This window comes from Vibrio sp. 05-20-BW147 (assembly GCF_013369385.1).
Classification (GTDB): Bacteria; Pseudomonadota; Gammaproteobacteria; order Enterobacterales; family Vibrionaceae; genus Vibrio; species Vibrio floridensis.
This window is the reverse complement of the sequence record NZ_SZTO01000002.1, coordinates 222,829-240,109: the sequence shown is the minus strand read 5'-3', so window position 1 is coordinate 240,109 and position 17,281 is coordinate 222,829. Positions and strand designations below refer to the sequence as shown.

Here is a 17,281-nt window from a genome sequence, read left to right as displayed (position 1 = left end):
AAGATCATATGAAAATTTTGGTAGTGGAAGATGACCCTCGTTTGGGCGAACAGATTATTGAATCCCTCGAAAAAACGGGCTGGGTGCCTGAGCTTTCTCAAGATGGAATCGATGCTTTGTACCGTGCGACGTCAGAAGAGTGGGATGCAATAGTGCTGGATCTGGGCCTACCGAAGCTAGACGGATTAACCGTACTAAAAGGCATTCGTGACGAAAACATCAACACACCAGTGGTTATTTTAAGTGCGCGAGATACCCTTACTCAACGCGTGGAAGGCTTAAACGCAGGTGCCGATGATTACTTAACCAAACCGTTTGAAATGGTTGAACTGATCGCTCGTATTCGCGCCCAATTGCGCCGAGCCTCCGGTAACGCGTCACCGGTAATGCAAATCGGAGACCTGAGCTTGGACACACGTACGTCAAAAGTGATGTGGCAGGGTCAGGCGGTGAGTTTGACCGCACTGGAATACAAAGTGGTTGCCTATTTTGTGCATAACGCCGATAAAGTGATTTCACGTACTGAGCTGGTGGAACACATCTACAAGCAAGACTTCGACCGTGATTCCAATACCATTGAAGTCTTCATTGGACGCATTCGTAAGAAGATCGCACCCAATATCATTAAAACCGTTCGCGGCCTTGGATATCAGCTCAATGCCAACTAAGCGACCGCTGTTCAAGCACCTCAGCTTAAAAAGCCGCCTGTTTTTGGCGGCTTGCCTGTGGGTGACCGCAATGATCATCGCTGCCGGTGTCGGGATTCCCAAGCTGGTTAAAGAGTATTTAGTCACTGATGTGGAAAGCCAACTGCGCTTGGCGCTAGATGAAATTTCGGCCAACCTCGAAGCCGGTAAGAATGGTAGCATTGTTCTTTCATCACGACTTTCTGACCCTCGTTTCAGTCAGCCATACAGCGGCCTATATTGGACGGCAACCATCAACAACCAAACTCTGCGCTCTCGCTCTCTTTGGGATCGCACGATTCAAATCAAGCAAGGTCCCATACGAAAAACGGTGCTTGGGGCGAAAAATGAACGTTTAATTGTGTTAGAGCAGGATGTATTTCTCCCTGAGTACGTGAAACCCGTCCACATTGTGATTGGCATGGATGAAGCGCCGATGAAATCCACCTTGGACCATTTAACTGGACAACTGTGGATGATTCTCGGTCTGCTCTTTGTTGGCGTCATGACCGTGATTGGTTTGCAAATCGCTTGGTCATTCCGACCATTAGGGAAATTACAACGCGAGCTCAAAGCGCTAAGAGCCGGTAGCCAACAACAGCTCGAAGCCAGTTATCCAGCGGAAGTATCGCCGCTGATCGATGATCTCAATGCCCTGCTCTTCCATTATCAAGAGTTGTTGCAACGTGCTCGTAACCATGCGGGCAACTTATCTCACTCCTTAAAAACACCGCTATCTGTTTTGCGTAACGAAATCAGCCAATTGGATATCGAATCAAGCCACAAGCTCTTACCACCGGTTGAACAGATTCAGCAGCATATTGATTACCATCTTGGTCGTGCTCGAATGGCCGGCTCGATGAATATTCTTTCGGTGAAATCCAACCCTTCTGAGCGTGTCGATGCCATTTCCATAGCGTTCGATAAAGTCTATGCCGAGCGAGATCTATTGCTTATCAACGAACTGGACAGTGAACTGGAGGTAGCCGTCGATCAAAGCGATCTTGACGAGATGCTGGGTAACTTACTTGAAAACAGCTACAAATGGGCACGCAGCCAAATTCGAGTCCATAGCACACTAACAAGCGACGACCAGCTTACGCTCATCATCGAAGATAACGGGCCAGGAATCGCTGAGGAACACCTTACTCAGGTGCTGAAACGGGGTGTTCGCCTTGATGAGACCACGCCAGGTACCGGCCTAGGACTGAATATTGTGGCGGAAATGGCCTACAGCTATCGCGGCGATCTTACGCTAGAACGCAGCCAACTTGGCGGTTTACGCGCCAATTTAACCCTTAAGCTGGCAGCAAAGGGTTAGCGACGATAAGAAACCACTATAAAACAGCGCTTTTGGCGGAATATCAGTTGCTCAAAGCACGGTTGAGTGGTAGTATCCGCGCTCGCTTTGACAGGAAACTTCCCGTTGAAGCCATACTTACTTCTGTAAGGTCGCATTACAGAGTATGAAATTAACTTTTACTAATTTGAGAGTAAAACTATGAAATTTGAAGCAGTAGTACGTACTGAACTAGGTAAAGGTGCGAGCCGCCGCCTACGTCTTGCTGGCCAATTCCCAGCAGTTGTTTACGGTGGTGAAGCAGCACCAGTTGCAGTAGCACTAAACCACGATGACATCGTAAACCAAATGGACAAGCCTGAATTCTACGAAGCAATCACTCTAGTGATCGGCGGCGAAGAAGTTAAGGTTAAGCCACAAGACGTTCAACGTCACGCGTTCAAGCCAAAAGTTGAGCACATGGACTTCATCCGTATCTAATTCCTTACCAGGGAATTAATCGGATTTAATCCAACCTTTTGCATATATAAGATTCTCGGCCTTACCATCCGAACAATCTAAAAAATTCGAAACCCCAGAGACTTACCACCTCTGGGGTTTCACCGTTTTATGCCCTTTCCTACGTTTATACTCTCTCCCACATCGCTGCCTTCTTTAAGAAGCACCGTCAAAACGCAAACCATCCAAAAGGCTTACTCCTTTTCATTCTATAATTTGCACTGCCTTTGCATTTTCTCTCGCATTCTCTGTAATCAGCTTCGACGCAACTTGAAGCAACAGCACATTAATCCTGATCGACGCTTTTAATTACCGCACGCTTTCTGCTACTTTCCGCTCAATTTTTTACTCTATCACCGTTTATATACAAACTACTTGGTGTGACAGTTCGGCAGCCAATAATCCTCCCTCGACAAACATCACGAGAAACGCTTTCGAGGGTGAGCTTTTTGGGCCGATAGCACTGCGCCAGCAAGTAGGAAAGGAATCTATGAATTTTTGGCAAATACGCATTCTACCCGTCACTCTTTTGGGTGCTCTGTTATCGGGATGCGGCAGTGACAGCAGCAACTCATCCCCGGCAGAACCCAGCCGTCTAGAACCGAACCAACGCTACGATTTGCTTTATCGAGCGACCTTTGGCCCAACCCCAAATAGTTATCAACAAATGGCGTCAGTTGGCTACCAAGCTTGGTTGGATCAGCAATTTTCTATGCCTCCCTCATTCCATCTTCCGCTCTTACAAAGTTATGTGATTGAGAGCGACACGCCCACTCAATCAGATCGCGTTGCAGTCTGGTGGCATCAGGTGAATCATGCTCCTGATCAACTGCGCCAGCGAGTCGCTTTTGCCTTGAGTGAGATCTTTGTTGTGTCACGTTATGGCGCCAGCCTCAATGGCCGTGCGCAAGAGCTCACACACTATTACGATATGCTGTTGGAACACGCTTTTGGCAATTATCGTGATCTGCTGGAAGCGGTAACTCGCCATCCCGTAATGGGCGACTACCTTTCGATGATGGCAAACCAGCACGCCGATCCACAAAAGAACCGCTTCCCCGATGAGAACTACGCGCGCGAAGTGATGCAGCTATTTAGCATAGGTCTGTACCAACTCAACCAAGATGGCACCCCTTTACTCAATAACGGGGCCCTGCTCCCGACTTATTCACAAGATGACATCGAAAACTTAGCGCGAGTCTTTACCGGTTGGCACTTGGCGGACAAAAGTAATGGCAGTTGGACCAGTAAGCAGGGAGATTGGTTTCAAGCCATGGCACCTTATGCGGACAAACACGATAGCGATGAGAAGTTCGTCATGGGTGAGCGCTTCCCTGCTGGGCAAAGCATTGAACAAGATATGGCTCAAGCGATGGCAATGTTGACCAACCACCCCAATACCGGTCCATTCATCGCTCGCCTACTTATCCAAAGGCTAGTCACGTCCAACCCGTCCCCTCGGTATGTTGAACGTGTGGCTTTGGCCTTTAATGACAATGGCAACGGCATACGAGGCGATCTCAAAGCCGTCATCCAAGCTATTTTGCTCGACCCAGAAGCACTCAATGGCCCAACAGAGCGCTTGAAAGAGCCGCTGATTTCAATGGCCAATCTTTACCGTGCGCTCGAAGCCAAAAGTGCCGACCCAACCGGACGTTACCACAACAGCAATGGTACGTTTTTCGCCTTTGGCCAAGCGCCTCTCTCTTCTCCGAGTGTGTTCAATTTCTTCTCGCCGGACTACGCGCCAAATGCGCAAATGAAGGAAAAAGGCCTAGTAGCGCCAGAATTTCAGATTCTAAGCTGGAACAACTTCATTAATATCAGTAACCAGATGTGGTCTGCTACTGGAAACAGTCAATACGATTCAGAAGAAAACCCAAAGAAAATTGTCGTTAATCTCGCCCCGTTAGAAGCGCTCGCGAATGATCATCCCGCGCTGATTGCCGAGCTGAGCCGACGCTTTCTCTCCGAGCAAATCAGCCCAGAACTTGCGCTCATCATTGAGCAGAACTTAAATCAGCTCAAAGAGCACCAACAAAACACCAAAGTGCGTAATGCGCTGCATATCATTTTGAACAGTCAGGAATTTCACACCGAGGTAAGCAACGCATGGTGACTCGTCGACAATTTATCTCTGCTCTCGCCGCCACACCTTTGGTATCGATGATGGGCAGCAAACCCAGCTTCGCTCTACCCACCAATGATTATAAAGCGCTTGTGTGCGTGTTTTTATTTGGTGGCAATGATGGCTTTAATATGTTGGTTCCGACCAGTGATGCCCATTACGATGAATATGCCCGCGCTCGGCCTGACATTGCGTTAGCTAAAGAATCGCTGTTGCCGCTGACATTGGCCACAGGTTCAACGCTCTCTTTGGGGCTTCACCCTGCCATGAGTGAACTGCAAGCATTAGTTAACCGCGGTAAAGCGATTCCCATTGTCAACAGTGGGGTACTCGTAGAACCCACAACCAAAGCAGAGCTTCTCAATGGCACTCGCGCTCTACCGCCTTTTCTTTTTTCACACAACTCGCAACAAGCTGAATGGCAAAGGGGTTGGGCGGGCAGTTCCTCCACGTTAGGTTGGGCAGGCAGAATGATGGATGTGCTTTCCAATGGGCAGTTAGAAGTGAGCCCAACGTTCAGCATCAACGGCTATGTGCAGTGGCTGAATGGTGAGAAGCAGCGCGCGAACCTGATCAACCCAGATGGCATGCCCACTTTATGGGCAAACAACAATACGTTGAGGAAACAAAGCTTTAACCAAGTTTTGGCGCTGCAACCCGACAGCCTATTTGCACAAGCTTTTGATCAGGTGAAGAGCGATTCTATTACTATTCGAGATCAGCTTTCAGCCGCGCTAGAGTCCTCTCCTGAGGAGCCACACTTCCCAGATAACCGATTGAGCCAACAGCTTCATACCGTGGCAAGATTGATCAAATCCAGTGAACAACTGGGGCATCAAAGACAAGTGTATTTCGTTGGCATGGGTGGATACGACACCCATGCTAACCAATTGGTCGCCCATCAAACCTTGTTGGCTGAGCTAAGCCAATCCCTCGACGCCTTTAACACTTCGCTTGAAAACGCCGGGATCGCCAATCAAGTCACTACCATGACAATGTCCGATTTTGGCCGAAGGCTTGCCAGCAATGGCTCGGGAACGGATCACGGTTGGGCAAGCAATCACTGGGTCATGGGTGGCGCTCTGCAATCTGGTCGGATTTATGGCCAATGGCCTTCCCTCATCCTTGATGGGGAAAACGATTTTAATCGCGGCCGAATGATTCCAACCACCTCCGTCGAACAAATCGGTGCAACGGTGGCAAAGTGGATGGGTATTCAAACTGAGCAGCAATTGCTCGACGTATTCCCCAACCTCAAGCATTTTGCGCAAAAAGATTTAGGATTCCTTGCTGGATGATGTCTTGCGGATGATCAGTTGCTTTCATTGGCTTTTTGCACTTGGACAACTCTTCCCTTGCCTGCGGATTTTGCTTGGTACATGGCGATATCCGCCTCGTGAATGAGGCTATCCACATTGGTTGACGTCGTCTCGACGTCAACCGTCACTAATCCAATACTTGCGCCAATGACGAGGGCTTTGCGCTCAACAATCACTGGTATCGCAATCGTCTCAAGCAGTGCTTGAGCGATTTGGGTCGCTTCTTGCGTCGATTGATTCTTCAACAAAACGATAAACTCATCTCCGGCATAACGAGCCGCCATATCCTCCTGACCCAAAGTATCCAGTAACCGCTGAGCGACCGCTTTCAAAAGAAGATCGCCTGTTTGGTGACCATACTCATCATTGACAGCTTTGAAGCCATCAAGGTCAATAAATAACAGTGAAAACGGCTGCTTACGCTCCAAGAATTTTGCTATCGCTTGTGTCACGGCAGTACGATTCGGCAAATCCGTGACAGCATCATGTGATGCGAGATGACGCGCGAAACGCTCTGCCGATTTCAGCTCTTTGGTTCTTTCTAAGACTCTAAATTCGAGCTCTTTTCGGCCGCGATTCACTTCATTAGCCATGAGATTGAAGCTTTCCACCAACGCTTGAGTCTCTTTAATTCCAGTAAAACCTTCGATGGTTTCCAAATGAGAGATGTGGCTCACCGTCATTCCTTGAATTTGTTTGGTGAGTTTTCTTATTGGCCGCATTAGCAGACCCGAGAGCTGCCAACTTAAGATAAAGCAGATGACAAAACAGGCGATGGCCACCACCAACGTCACTTTTTTAAAATCGTTGATTGCAGCATCTAATTCACTCACGGGTTGAGGGATCATAATGCCCCAGCCTAACGTCGGCGTCACAGTAAACCCAGCAATCATATCTGCCTTCATTGCCGGTGAATAAAAGCGCTCCACGCCGGTTTCACCTCTTAACATCCGTTTTACCACACTGATTTTGGCAATATTTTTCGCCTGAGCTTGCCACTCTTTGCTCGGATGAGCCAAGACGCTTCCGGTGCTATCGACAATAGCGGCATGCCCTTTCTCGCCAAAACTCACCGCCTCTTGAAGCTGAGCAACATACTCATTCGCCATCGCCGCCACCCAAACTCGACCGTATTTATCTTCGCGGTAGAGATAGAGGGTGGGCATGGGTAGACTTTGAGAAAAAACCGATGAGACCTGAGTGAATAGGCTGGCTCGGAATTCGAGACGTTCCGGTAAAAAAGCAGCATCACCAAAAATGATTTCCGGATTTGCTGCCTCTTTTTTGTACTGCCCTAAAGTATGTAAGTTGAGTTGTTTGAGCAGTTTTATCTGTTGAACGGTGATCGCTCCACTCTCAAGCTCTTCAGTGACAGCATTAAACACCGCAAGTACGTCTACGCTGTAGCGCTCCAAAGCGGCGCTCAGGTTTTTAGCGAGCAACAAATGCTTTTCATTGACGGCTTGATACTCTCTATCCAGCGCACGATCAACCGCCCAGTAAGAAAAAAAAACAATCGGCACCACAGAAACAAGCAGCATCACCGATAATAAGATGGAACGTAGAGAAGGTTGCAGCACAAACATAATCAATCCATATCAAAAGCAAGAATACCAACAAGCCTGTTGCCACCAACGCTTAGCAACAAAACTTGCTCTCAACTGCGCCAACCAACTTCTATAGATTCCCTATCCATTTATAAGATAAATGATTTAATTCGCCCTGGAAAACAAAACGTCGATACTCCTAGTACTACGTCCCATATTTCGTTGTGTTTGATACCGAAATCTTACTTCTTGGTAATGAATGTGCCACTAGAAACTCAATGTTATTTCATGATAAGTGAGTTAGCAGCCTAACCTTGTTAATCAATGCCCTATCGTGATGTGTCAGGTTTTTGCATTCTCTTTGGTAGGAATTTTTCTGTTTACAAACAAGTCTTAAGACTCTTTTTTCCTTGCAAAATGTTAGAAAAACTCAAAACCAAAAAATGAACAAAAAATAACCAAATCAGTATTGACGCGCCTACACTCCACTTCTAAATTTGATCAATGCCGCTGATGCCTACGCCATAATATGATCGTTGGGTAACTCGGTAACGTTACAGTCTCTTCGATGTCAGCAAAGAGACCGATGGCGTGTCTATCTGCTCTGAAAAAATGTGTTAATCGCTTGGCTATTGTGGTGAATAGCCTCCAGAGGTTTTGTGCCACTTGAGCACGAATGGGAGCAGGTGTTACGTCTTAAACACTGCTGCTATGTATTCACGGAGGTTAGAAATATGAAACGAGCCAGCAAATCCTATCGTCTACAGCTCATAAGAGAAGTGGTGACAAGACGAGAGCTGCAAACCAGTAACGACCCTATGGCGAATTACATCTATCAACTGATGACAGACAAAACGCATTCAACGCATGACGTTGAACAAAATCATAAATTTGTCGGTTGCCATTTTGATGAGCATGCCGGGGGGTGGGTAAACGATAAGTGGGGGCTAAAATAGTCATCAACGAATGCATTTGGCTCTCCTTAGTCAACACATCTCAAATGTGTGCTAGGGAGAGTTAAAATAAATCTTGCTGTGGGCTTTGTACTTCTTCTTTTGTGCTTGATGGATCTTTACCTTGTGCAAGCTTACGACGATAACGCTGACGACAGAGTTTAATCACGTGCAGCTGTTCACTTGGTGTCATGTTTAGCCAGTTAAAACGCTCTTCACGTTTACGCATGCATCCATTGCAATAACCTTTGTCATCCACACTGCAAACCCCCACACAAGGGCTGGGTACAGTGAAAAACTCCAATTGTTCCATACCGCCTCCTGCTGCTTATCGCTTTCACTGTTCACTCTAATCGTATCTCCATGAGCTAAGAAAGCATTCTCTAATAAAAACATGACCATGGTTGCTTTAAACGACAAATTTTCATACGAAACTATGACCGTATTCTGACAAATACAGTGTTCGATTAACTATACTTCCCACGTTCCCTAAATTCGGAGTTAATATAATGAAGCTTAGTTCAAAAACACTACTTGCTGCTATCTCAATGCCTATCCTAGTAACTGCGTGTGTAAGTAATGGTGACAACGTGAAACAATTAACAGCTCAAGATTTACAGCACCATAATTGGGAACTCGTCAGCATTGATGGCAATGCCATTACAATCAACGAACATCAGCAAGCCCCTCGTCTTGAAGTGGGTGAAAACATGATGGCCAATGGTAACGCGGGTTGTAATAACTTCTTTGGCCAAGCCGAGCTGAAAGATAACCAGTTCCGCATTGAAAAAATGGGCATGACCATGAAGATGTGTATCGATGACGCGATGAACACTGAGCAAGCCGTTTCTCAAACCTTGTCTGACTGGAGTGATATCACCCTTACTAAAGACAGCCTAGTGTTGAAAAACAGTAACCACACGCTCACATTCACATTAAAAGATTGGAAAAACTAGTCCAGTTTGATCGATTTTTTAGGGCCGCTTTTCGCGGTCCTTTTTATTATCTCGCGACTCTATACCTCACTTCCCCTCCTGTATTCTCTCGTCTTGCATCATGGGGCTTTCACTTTCTTTCTCCGCACCTGTTCATAGAACCATCAAAAACTGAACAACTTGCACACAAAACTCGTAAACATTTCAATAAATTCAATTTTTTCATTCATAATGAAAGAAAACCGAGACAAGCACGGTCTCTGGTTGCAACACATAAAGCTCAACATGAAAGGAATGTTATGAAACGGCTGACAACACTACTGACTGGCGCGCTACTCTCTGCCAGCGTTTTTGCTACCACACCCTCTTGGCAACAAATCGAAGAAAAAGCACAAGGACAAACGGTCTTTTTCCATGCATGGGGCGGTAGCCAAGAGATCAATGACTATCTTCGTTGGGCTGGAGGCGAACTGAAAACTCGCTATGGTGTCACGCTTAAGCACGTCAAAGTCACCGATATTGCTGAAACCACCACTCGACTCATCGCAGAAAAAGCAGCGGGGAAAAACCAAGGCGGAAGTGTTGATATGGTTTGGATCAACGGTGAAAACTTCAAGTCCATGAAGAACAATGACCTACTTTACGGACCTTTTGTTGAACAGCTTCCAAGCTGGCAATACGTCAATAAGGCGCTGCCAGTAGACAGCGACTTTTCAGAACCCACTCTGGGGCTCGAAGCGCCATGGGGCGTGGGCCAATTGGTGTTTATTCATGATGAAAAAACACTTAACAATCCGCCCAGTTCGTTTTCAGAAATGCTGAGCTATGCAAAGGCGTACCCGAATCGCGTCAGCTACCCACGCCCTCCTCAGTTTCACGGCACCAGTTTTTTGAAAGCGGTGCTCATTGAGCTAACGGATAACGACCCAGCATTAGCGAAACCGGTCAACGAGCAAGAGTTTCAACTCATCACTAAGCCACTTTGGCAATATTTGGATGAGTTTCACCGTGTTGCTTGGCGTCAGGGAAAACAATTCCCAACGGACAGCGCTGAGTCTTTTCAACTATTGGATGACGGCCAGTTGGATTTAGCCATCACCTTTAACCCAAATGCGGTTTACTCCGCTCAAGCGAATGGCACGCTAGCTGAATCAACCAAGACATTTGCCATGAGCAAAGGTGCGCTATCGAACATTCATTTCCTCGCCATTCCTTGGAATGCAAACGCAACGGAAGGGGCGCTGGTCACCATCAACTTCCTGCTCAGTCCAGAAGCGCAGTCACGCAAAGGCGATCTGTCGATTTGGGGTGATCCCTCTGTATTGGAGAATCAGTATCTCACCGGCAGCGCTAAAAATACGCGCCTATTTAAATCGGTTGCTGAGCCACATCCAAGCTGGCAAACCGCGCTTGAAGCCGAATGGCAAAAGCGTTACGGCAATTAATTCGACCACAACCAAGAGCAAAGGCAAACGAGAGCACGATGTTTAGAGCCGCTTATTTGATACTGATTTTAGTATGCATTGCCCCCGTTATTCCGGGCTTATTCGGCGTGTTGCTCTCGTCTTTTGGTTATATTCCTCCCGTTGGCTTGCACCAATTGTCTTCGGTCGGATTTGAGGCGGTATTCACTTGGACTGGCGTGGAAAAATCCATCGCTTTGACGGTGTTTAGCGCTCTTTTCAGTACCTACTTGGCTTGCTTGTTTACTTTCGCAATCTTGCAAGCCTTGTGGCAAAACCGCCATTGGAAAAAAGTGGAGTCATTACTCTCTCCGCTGCTTGCGATGCCCCACGTGGCGTTTGCTATCGGTTTCGCCTTTCTCTTCTCTCCCACAGGGTTGGTTGCGCGAGTCGCTGCGCAAACGTTGGATGTGGGCCTATCAACGGACGATAGTGCTTGGTTTGTCAACGATCCGTATGCGTTGGGGTTGACCATTGCCCTCGCTCTGAAAGAAATCCCATTTTTGTTGCTCATGAGCGTGCCGGTTTTGCAACAGTTAAACGTGGCTCAGCTCAGTCAAGTCTCCGCCTCCATGGGCTATTCACCAGCACAATTCTGGTGGAAAACAGTCCTGCCTCAGTGGCTACAAAAAATGCGTTTTCCACTGTTTGCTGTAATGGCGTATGGCGTTGCGGTGGTTGATCTCAGCTTGATCCTCGGCCCAACGAATCCTGCCACGTTTGCCGTATTGGTGTGGCAGTGGTTTAGTGATCCTGAGTTGGAGTTATTACCAAGAGCTGCCGCAGCTGCGATGGTTCTGTTTGTTGTCGCCAGTCTGCTTATGGCAGCGATCGTACTGTTTGAAAAGAGTATCACGGGTTATTTTGGTCGCTGGCAGTATTCCGGTCGATTTGGTTTTTCGCTGCCAGGAAAAACACTCTTTGCTTTTTCAGCGTTACTGGCACTGACCATGTTTCCTTTGATGTTGCTCTGGAGCTTTGCCCACCGCTGGCGATTCCCCGATCTTCTACCCAGCCGTTATAGTGATCGCTTTTGGCAGGCCGAATGGCAAAACGTACTGCCAACCGTAGAACAGAGTTTGCTTTTTGCCCTCGCTACAGCATGCGTGACTGTGCTTTTAGCCTTGATGGCACATGAATACCGCGATAAGCATCGCATTCATCTTCCAGGTTATGTGATTACCTTGCCGATGTTGATCCCGCAGCTTTCAATCTTATTTGGCTTGCAAATTGCGACGCTTTATCTCTCGTCCGATGCCTATTCGCTTTGGGTATTGTGGTCACACGTGTTTTTTGCGTTTCCGCTTGTTTATTTGGCTTTGGATGGCCCTTGGCGCAGCTACAACCACAACTACACGCGCGCCGCGCTCAGTCTTGGTAAAGCACCGATTTGGGTCTTTATTCGCATCAAGATGCCCATTCTGATGCCGGCTATTTTGTATGCTTGGGCAGTCGGGGCAAGCGTGAGTCTTGCACAATATTTACCAACGCTGATCCTCGGTGCGGGCCGCATCACCACCATTACCACCGAAGCGGTGGCGCTCTCGAGCGGCTCAGATCGTCGCGTGACTGCCATTTATGCATTGTGGCAAGCGATACTGCCATTCGTTTTCTTTTCTATTGCCCTCTTTATTGGACATTTGCAAACGCGCCGCCATCACGCTAGCGTTAAGGATACTAAAACTCATGACGTTTTGTCTCGAAAACCTCGCCATCCATAAACGCTCGGGCGAGACGCTGTTTTCCGACATCAATTTAACGATTGACGCCGGTGAGATTGTTAGCTTAATGGGCCCAAGTGGCTGCGGAAAATCCACATTATTGAGCCTTATCGCTGGTCATTTGAGTGACGAATTTGAATACTCAGGCACGCTTTCGCTTAACCAGCGTGATCTCGCACCTTTGGCCCCCCACCAGCGTCAGGTGGGTATTTTGTTTCAAGATGATATGCTCTTTCCTCATTTGAATATTTGGCAAAATTTAGCGTTTGCACTGCCCAACGACATCAAAGGGACGGAGCGAAAAGCACAGGCTATCAATGCTCTCGACAAAATCGCGTTGTCTGAGTTAGCCGACTCTTATCCAGAGCAAATTTCCGGGGGACAACGGGCGCGGGTCAGCTTGATACGAATGCTATTAGCCAAACCACAAATGGCGCTGCTCGACGAGCCATTTAGTAAACTGGATAAGGAACTGAGAGTGCAATTTCGCGACTGGGTAATCAGCCAACTGCAACAGGCCAATATCCCAGCACTGATGGTGACCCACGATATTGATGACGTGCCGCCGGGAAGTCGAGTGCTGCATTGGCCTTGGGAGCAGTGCCATGTTAGATAGATTTAGCATTAAAGTGATACGTTGGCCGCTGACGCAAAGTGCCCAAGTGCTCAACCATTATGGTGTCACCGCTAATCAGATCACCGTACTCGGTTTTGTCTTAGGCTGTTTTGCCCTTCCCGCCCTAATGGCAGAGCAATACCTGCTGGCATTGGCTTTTATTGTTTTAAATCGAGTCTGCGATGGGCTTGATGGGGCGTTAGCACGCCTCCAAGGGATCACCGACGCCGGTGGTTTTCTCGACATCAGCTTGGACTTTCTCTTCTACTCGCTCGTTCCTTTTGGTTTTGTCTTGGCCAACCCAGAACAAAACGCCATTGCTGGCGCGTTTTTGATTTTCTCTTTCATTGGAACAGGCAGCAGTTTTCTCGCTTTCGCGGTGATGGCGGGTAAACGGGGCATTGATAACCCGGTTTATCAGAACAAATCACTTTATTACATGAGTGGTCTGACCGAAGGCACAGAAACCATTGCCTGTTTTGTGTTGTTCTGCCTCTTCCCACACTCTTTCGCGACACTTGCTTACCTCTTCGGTGCGGCATGTTGGTTCACGACAGGGACACGTATCTACTCTGGCTTTCATACCCTCAATCAGGTTGATGAAGAGGAATAAGACAAATTGATCGACGTCAATAGAACATCAACTTTTGCCTGAATGCGATGTTCAAATGACATCAGCTTGGTAGCATAACCGCTCAAAATCCCATAAGAGGCGGTTATGTCCCAAACGATTGACCAAGCGGTGTTGAAAATCGCACTGAATTTAAGTTCAACCCTATCAAGCGAACAACAGTACCAACACTTGATTGATGGCATCGCTTCAGTATTTCCTTGTGATGCCGCCGCGTTATTTGTGTTTGACCAAGACGGTTTTCTTACGCCCGTTGCGGTGAAGGGCTTATCCCCAGCGGTATTAGGCCGGCGTTATTTTCCCGCCACTCATCCCCGTTTGGAGCGTATTTTACAAAGTCGCCACACGGTGCGCTTTGATGCCGATTGCGCCCTACCCGATCCCTTTGATGGTTCGCTGCTCACCGAAGATCAATGTATCGATGTGCACGATTGTCTTGGCAGCAGCCTTTATGTCGACAGCCAATTGGTTGGTGTACTAACAATGGATGCACTGACCGTCGGCGCCTTTGATTATCTCGACCCCGTGATGGTGGAAACCTTTACCGCCTTAACTGCGGCCACCTTGCGCAATATTGCCCAGTTCAAAGCCTTGAAAGCGCAAAACAAAAAGCAAAAAAGCGTCACGCAAACGCTGATCCAGCAAGCGCGATCTCAGCAAGGAGAAATGGTGGGATTTAGCCCGCAAATCAATCAGCTACGCAAACAAATCACCACCGTTGCCCCTTCAGATTACGCAGTATTGATCATGGGAGAAACGGGCACGGGCAAAGAGCTGGTGGCGCATAACATTCATGCGCAATCACATCGCAGTGACAAGCCGATGATTTACGTGAACTGTGCGGCGCTCCCAGAAGGATTGGCCGAGAGTGAGCTGTTTGGGCATGTAAAGGGCGCCTTTACCGGCGCCAATCAGCATCGTGCAGGGAAATTCGAGCTGGCTGATGGGGGCACTATTTTTCTTGATGAAGTGGGCGAGCTGCCTCTGGTACTGCAAGCCAAATTGCTGCGCGTGATTCAGCAAGGCGAATTACAGCGAGTCGGCAGTGATAAACACCTATTGGTGAATGTGCGCATCATTGCTGCCACCAACCGAGATTTGGAGAAAGAAGTCGAAACAGGCCATTTTCGCGCCGACCTTTTCCATCGTCTGAATGTTTTCCCAATCAAGGTTCCAGCCTTGCGTGAGCGAGAAGGCGATATCCCAGTATTAGCCGGTTATCTGCTTGAAAAAGTTCGCCATCAATTCAATGAGCCTAACTTGCATGTTCACCCAAAACTTTTGAACCAATTAGAGCATCTACCTTGGTATGGTAACGTTCGTGAACTAGAACACACCCTCACCCGCGCCGCTTTGCATGCCATTCAACAAGGGCAGACCACCATCAAAAGCGACCATATTGGGACACTGACAAATCAACTTGATGTCAAAAACACATCCACCCTCTTTCCTGAACAAGCTCAAGGGATGAGAGAGTTGGTCGAATCCTATCAAAAACAATTAATTGAACACGCTTTATCCCAATCGGATGGAATTTGGGCGAAAGCCGCAGAGTTTCTACAGATGGACAGAGGCAATTTGTACCGGATGGGGAAAAAATTAGGGGTTAAAGCGTAAGCAGCTGAGTATTTCTTGATGTAAAAAAGACACGGGCAGCGTGTCTTTTTTACATCACAGGCATGAGCGATTTAAAAATAAATTCTTTAATTTCATATAGATAATAGTTGGCACGCAATCTGCTCTTAGGTGAACGTTTTTAATCTAATAACAACAACCTAAACCCATTTCGTTTAGGGGTAACGACACCGGAGACGCCAACTATGTTCTGTATTCAATGTGAACAGACGATTCAAACCCCAGCCGTAAAAGGCTGCTCTTTTGCTCAAGGTATGTGCGGGAAAACCGCAGAAGTGTCCGATTTACAAGACGTCCTTGTCTACTCATTACAAGGGGTTTCCTACTGGGCGACTCAAGCACATCGATACGGCATCATTAACGATGAAATAAATCAATGGGCGCCAAAAGCGTTTTTCTCCACACTGACCAACGTTAACTTCGATCCTGAACGTATTCTGCAATTAACCTCTCAAGCCGCTCAATTTAAAGCACAGCTAAAAGACCAAGTTCTCACTGCCTCTTCATTGGCAAACTCGCCACTGTCAGAGGTTCCTGCGGTTGCCGAGTTTGAACTGCCAGAAAACGCACAAGCCATTCTCGCCTTCGCCCCACAAGTTGCGGTCAATCGTGGCAAAGAAAGTGTTCATGAAGACGTCATTGGCCTGCGCTTACTCTGCCTGTACGGCTTAAAAGGGGCCGCCGCCTATATGGAACACGCACGCGTGTTGGAACAAACCAACAACGACATTTATGCGGAATACCACGAAATCATGGCTTGGTTAGGCACCGATCCTGAAGATCTTGGCGAGCTGCTAGACTGTTCAATGCGCATTGGCCTAATGAACTACAAAGTGATGGAAATGCTCGATCATGGCGAAACCGCGACCTTCGGCCACCCGGTTCCTACTGCGGTCAACGTCAAACCAGTCAAAGGCAAATGCATCTTGGTTTCCGGCCATGACTTACACGATTTAGAAAAAATCTTGCAACAGACCGAAGGCAAAGGCATCAACGTCTACACTAACGGTGAAATGTTACCAGCACACGGCTATCCAGAACTGAACAAATATCCACACCTAGTTGGTAACTATGGCAGTGCTTGGCAAAACCAACAAAAAGAATTTGCGAACTTCCCGGGTGCCATTGTGATGACCTCAAACTGCCTGCTGAACCCCAACGTGGGCCAATACGCAGACCGTTTGTTCACGCGTAGCATCGTAGGCTGGCCGGGTGTCGCTCATATTGAAGGTGACGATTTCAGTGCCGTGATTGAATCTGCGTTGGCACAACCGGGCTTCCAACACGATGAGATCGAGCACATGATCACCGTCGGCTTTGGCCGTAACGCACTGATGAATGCCGCCCCTGCGGTGATCGATCAAGTGAAGCAAGGCAACATCAAACATTTCTTCCTTGTGGGGGGATGTGACGGTGACAAGGTCGAGCGCAGCTACTACACCGACTTCACCGAAGCCGCACCAGAAGATACGCTGATCTTAACGCTTGCTTGCGGTAAGTTCCGTTTCAACAAAAACACCTTCGGTGACATCAACGGCATCCCTCGCCTACTCGATGTTGGCCAGTGTAACGACGCGTACTCCGCGATTCAATTGGCGTTGGCGCTGGCGCAAGAGTTTGACTGTGGTATCAACGAACTGCCACTAACGCTTGTCCTCTCATGGTTTGAGCAAAAAGCGATTGTTATCCTACTCACCTTGTTCGCACTGGGTGTGAAAGGCATTTACACCGGTCCAACGGCACCTGCGTTTTTGACCCCTAACCTGATTGCCATCATTCAAGAGAAGTTTGATATGCGCAGCATCGGTAATGTTCAGGACGATCTGAACACCATTCTTGCCGCTTAATC

15 protein-coding genes are annotated in these 17,281 nt (G+C 47.8%); 13 read left to right on the top strand and 2 right to left on the bottom strand.

The features are described 5' to 3' along the window. Window positions 1–8: 8 nt before the first annotated feature. From FC652_RS02410 to FC652_RS02390, 5 genes are all read left to right on the top strand, one after another. On the top strand, window positions 9–668 hold the full coding sequence (locus FC652_RS02410) for a response regulator transcription factor (RefSeq protein ID WP_011080672.1): 660 nt from the start codon (window positions 9–11) through the stop codon (window positions 666–668). Next, window positions 658–2,007 (top strand): ATP-binding protein, encoded by a 1,350-nt coding sequence (locus tag FC652_RS02405; protein ID WP_039553386.1) that lies wholly within the window; start codon window positions 658–660, stop codon window positions 2,005–2,007. The genes FC652_RS02410 and FC652_RS02405 overlap by 11 nt, the downstream gene beginning before the upstream one ends. 180 nt (window positions 2,008–2,187) lie before the next feature. Next, on the top strand, window positions 2,188–2,466 hold the full coding sequence (gene rplY, locus FC652_RS02400) for a 50S ribosomal protein L25 (RefSeq protein WP_011080674.1): 279 nt from the start codon (window positions 2,188–2,190) through the stop codon (window positions 2,464–2,466). Window positions 2,467–2,974: 508 nt separating this feature from the next. Beyond that, the gene (locus FC652_RS02395) at window positions 2,975–4,603 is read left to right on the top strand and encodes a DUF1800 family protein (RefSeq protein ID WP_176297341.1); all 1,629 of its coding nucleotides are present in this window, start codon (window positions 2,975–2,977) and stop codon (window positions 4,601–4,603) included. Next, window positions 4,597–5,910, top strand: a complete 1,314-nt coding sequence (locus FC652_RS02390; RefSeq protein WP_176297340.1) for a DUF1501 domain-containing protein — start codon at window positions 4,597–4,599, stop codon at window positions 5,908–5,910. The genes FC652_RS02395 and FC652_RS02390 overlap by 7 nt, the downstream gene beginning before the upstream one ends. 14 nt (window positions 5,911–5,924) lie before the next feature. Here the strand turns inward: FC652_RS02390 and FC652_RS02385 are convergent, their stop codons facing one another. Then, a complete protein-coding gene (locus tag FC652_RS02385) occupies window positions 5,925–7,517 on the bottom strand; it encodes a diguanylate cyclase (protein WP_176297339.1) in 1,593 nt (530 codons plus the stop codon). Between the two features lie 695 nt (window positions 7,518–8,212). Between FC652_RS02385 and FC652_RS02380 the strand changes: the two genes are divergently transcribed. Next, entirely contained in the window at window positions 8,213–8,434 is a 222-nt protein-coding gene (locus FC652_RS02380) for a hypothetical protein (protein ID WP_013571984.1), read from the top strand. 61 nt (window positions 8,435–8,495) lie between these two features. Here the strand turns inward: FC652_RS02380 and FC652_RS02375 are convergent, their stop codons facing one another. Next, window positions 8,496–8,744, bottom strand: a complete 249-nt coding sequence (locus tag FC652_RS02375) for a DUF1289 domain-containing protein (RefSeq protein WP_011080680.1) — start codon at window positions 8,742–8,744, stop codon at window positions 8,496–8,498. Window positions 8,745–8,940: 196 nt separating this feature from the next. On the opposite strand from FC652_RS02375, the gene FC652_RS02370 reads away from it, so the two are divergent. The 7 genes from FC652_RS02370 (at window position 8,941) to hcp (ending at window position 17,279) form a co-directional block, all read left to right on the top strand. After that, window positions 8,941–9,387, top strand: coding sequence for an META domain-containing protein (locus FC652_RS02370; protein WP_011080681.1), 447 nt, complete (start codon window positions 8,941–8,943; stop codon window positions 9,385–9,387). 278 nt (window positions 9,388–9,665) lie between these two features. Further along, complete coding sequence (locus FC652_RS02365) at window positions 9,666–10,811, top strand: ABC transporter substrate-binding protein (RefSeq protein WP_045620140.1); 1,146 nt, start codon at window positions 9,666–9,668, stop codon at window positions 10,809–10,811. A gap of 38 nt (window positions 10,812–10,849) precedes the next feature. Continuing rightward, the gene (locus FC652_RS02360; RefSeq protein WP_176297338.1) at window positions 10,850–12,550 is read left to right on the top strand and encodes an ABC transporter permease; all 1,701 of its coding nucleotides are present in this window, start codon (window positions 10,850–10,852) and stop codon (window positions 12,548–12,550) included. Then, window positions 12,516–13,166, top strand: a complete 651-nt coding sequence (locus tag FC652_RS02355; RefSeq protein ID WP_072603047.1) for an ATP-binding cassette domain-containing protein — start codon at window positions 12,516–12,518, stop codon at window positions 13,164–13,166. Before FC652_RS02360 ends, FC652_RS02355 begins: the two co-directional genes overlap by 35 nt. Continuing rightward, complete coding sequence (locus tag FC652_RS02350; RefSeq protein ID WP_011080685.1) at window positions 13,156–13,779, top strand: CDP-alcohol phosphatidyltransferase family protein; 624 nt, start codon at window positions 13,156–13,158, stop codon at window positions 13,777–13,779. The genes FC652_RS02355 and FC652_RS02350 overlap by 11 nt, the downstream gene beginning before the upstream one ends. A gap of 105 nt (window positions 13,780–13,884) precedes the next feature. Further along, window positions 13,885–15,414, top strand: coding sequence for a nitric oxide reductase transcriptional regulator NorR (norR, locus tag FC652_RS02345; RefSeq protein ID WP_176297337.1), 1,530 nt, complete (start codon window positions 13,885–13,887; stop codon window positions 15,412–15,414). Window positions 15,415–15,617: 203 nt separating this feature from the next. Then, a complete protein-coding gene (gene hcp, locus FC652_RS02340; RefSeq protein ID WP_176297336.1) occupies window positions 15,618–17,279 on the top strand; it encodes a hydroxylamine reductase in 1,662 nt (553 codons plus the stop codon). The last annotated feature ends 2 nt before the right edge of the window (window positions 17,280–17,281 follow it).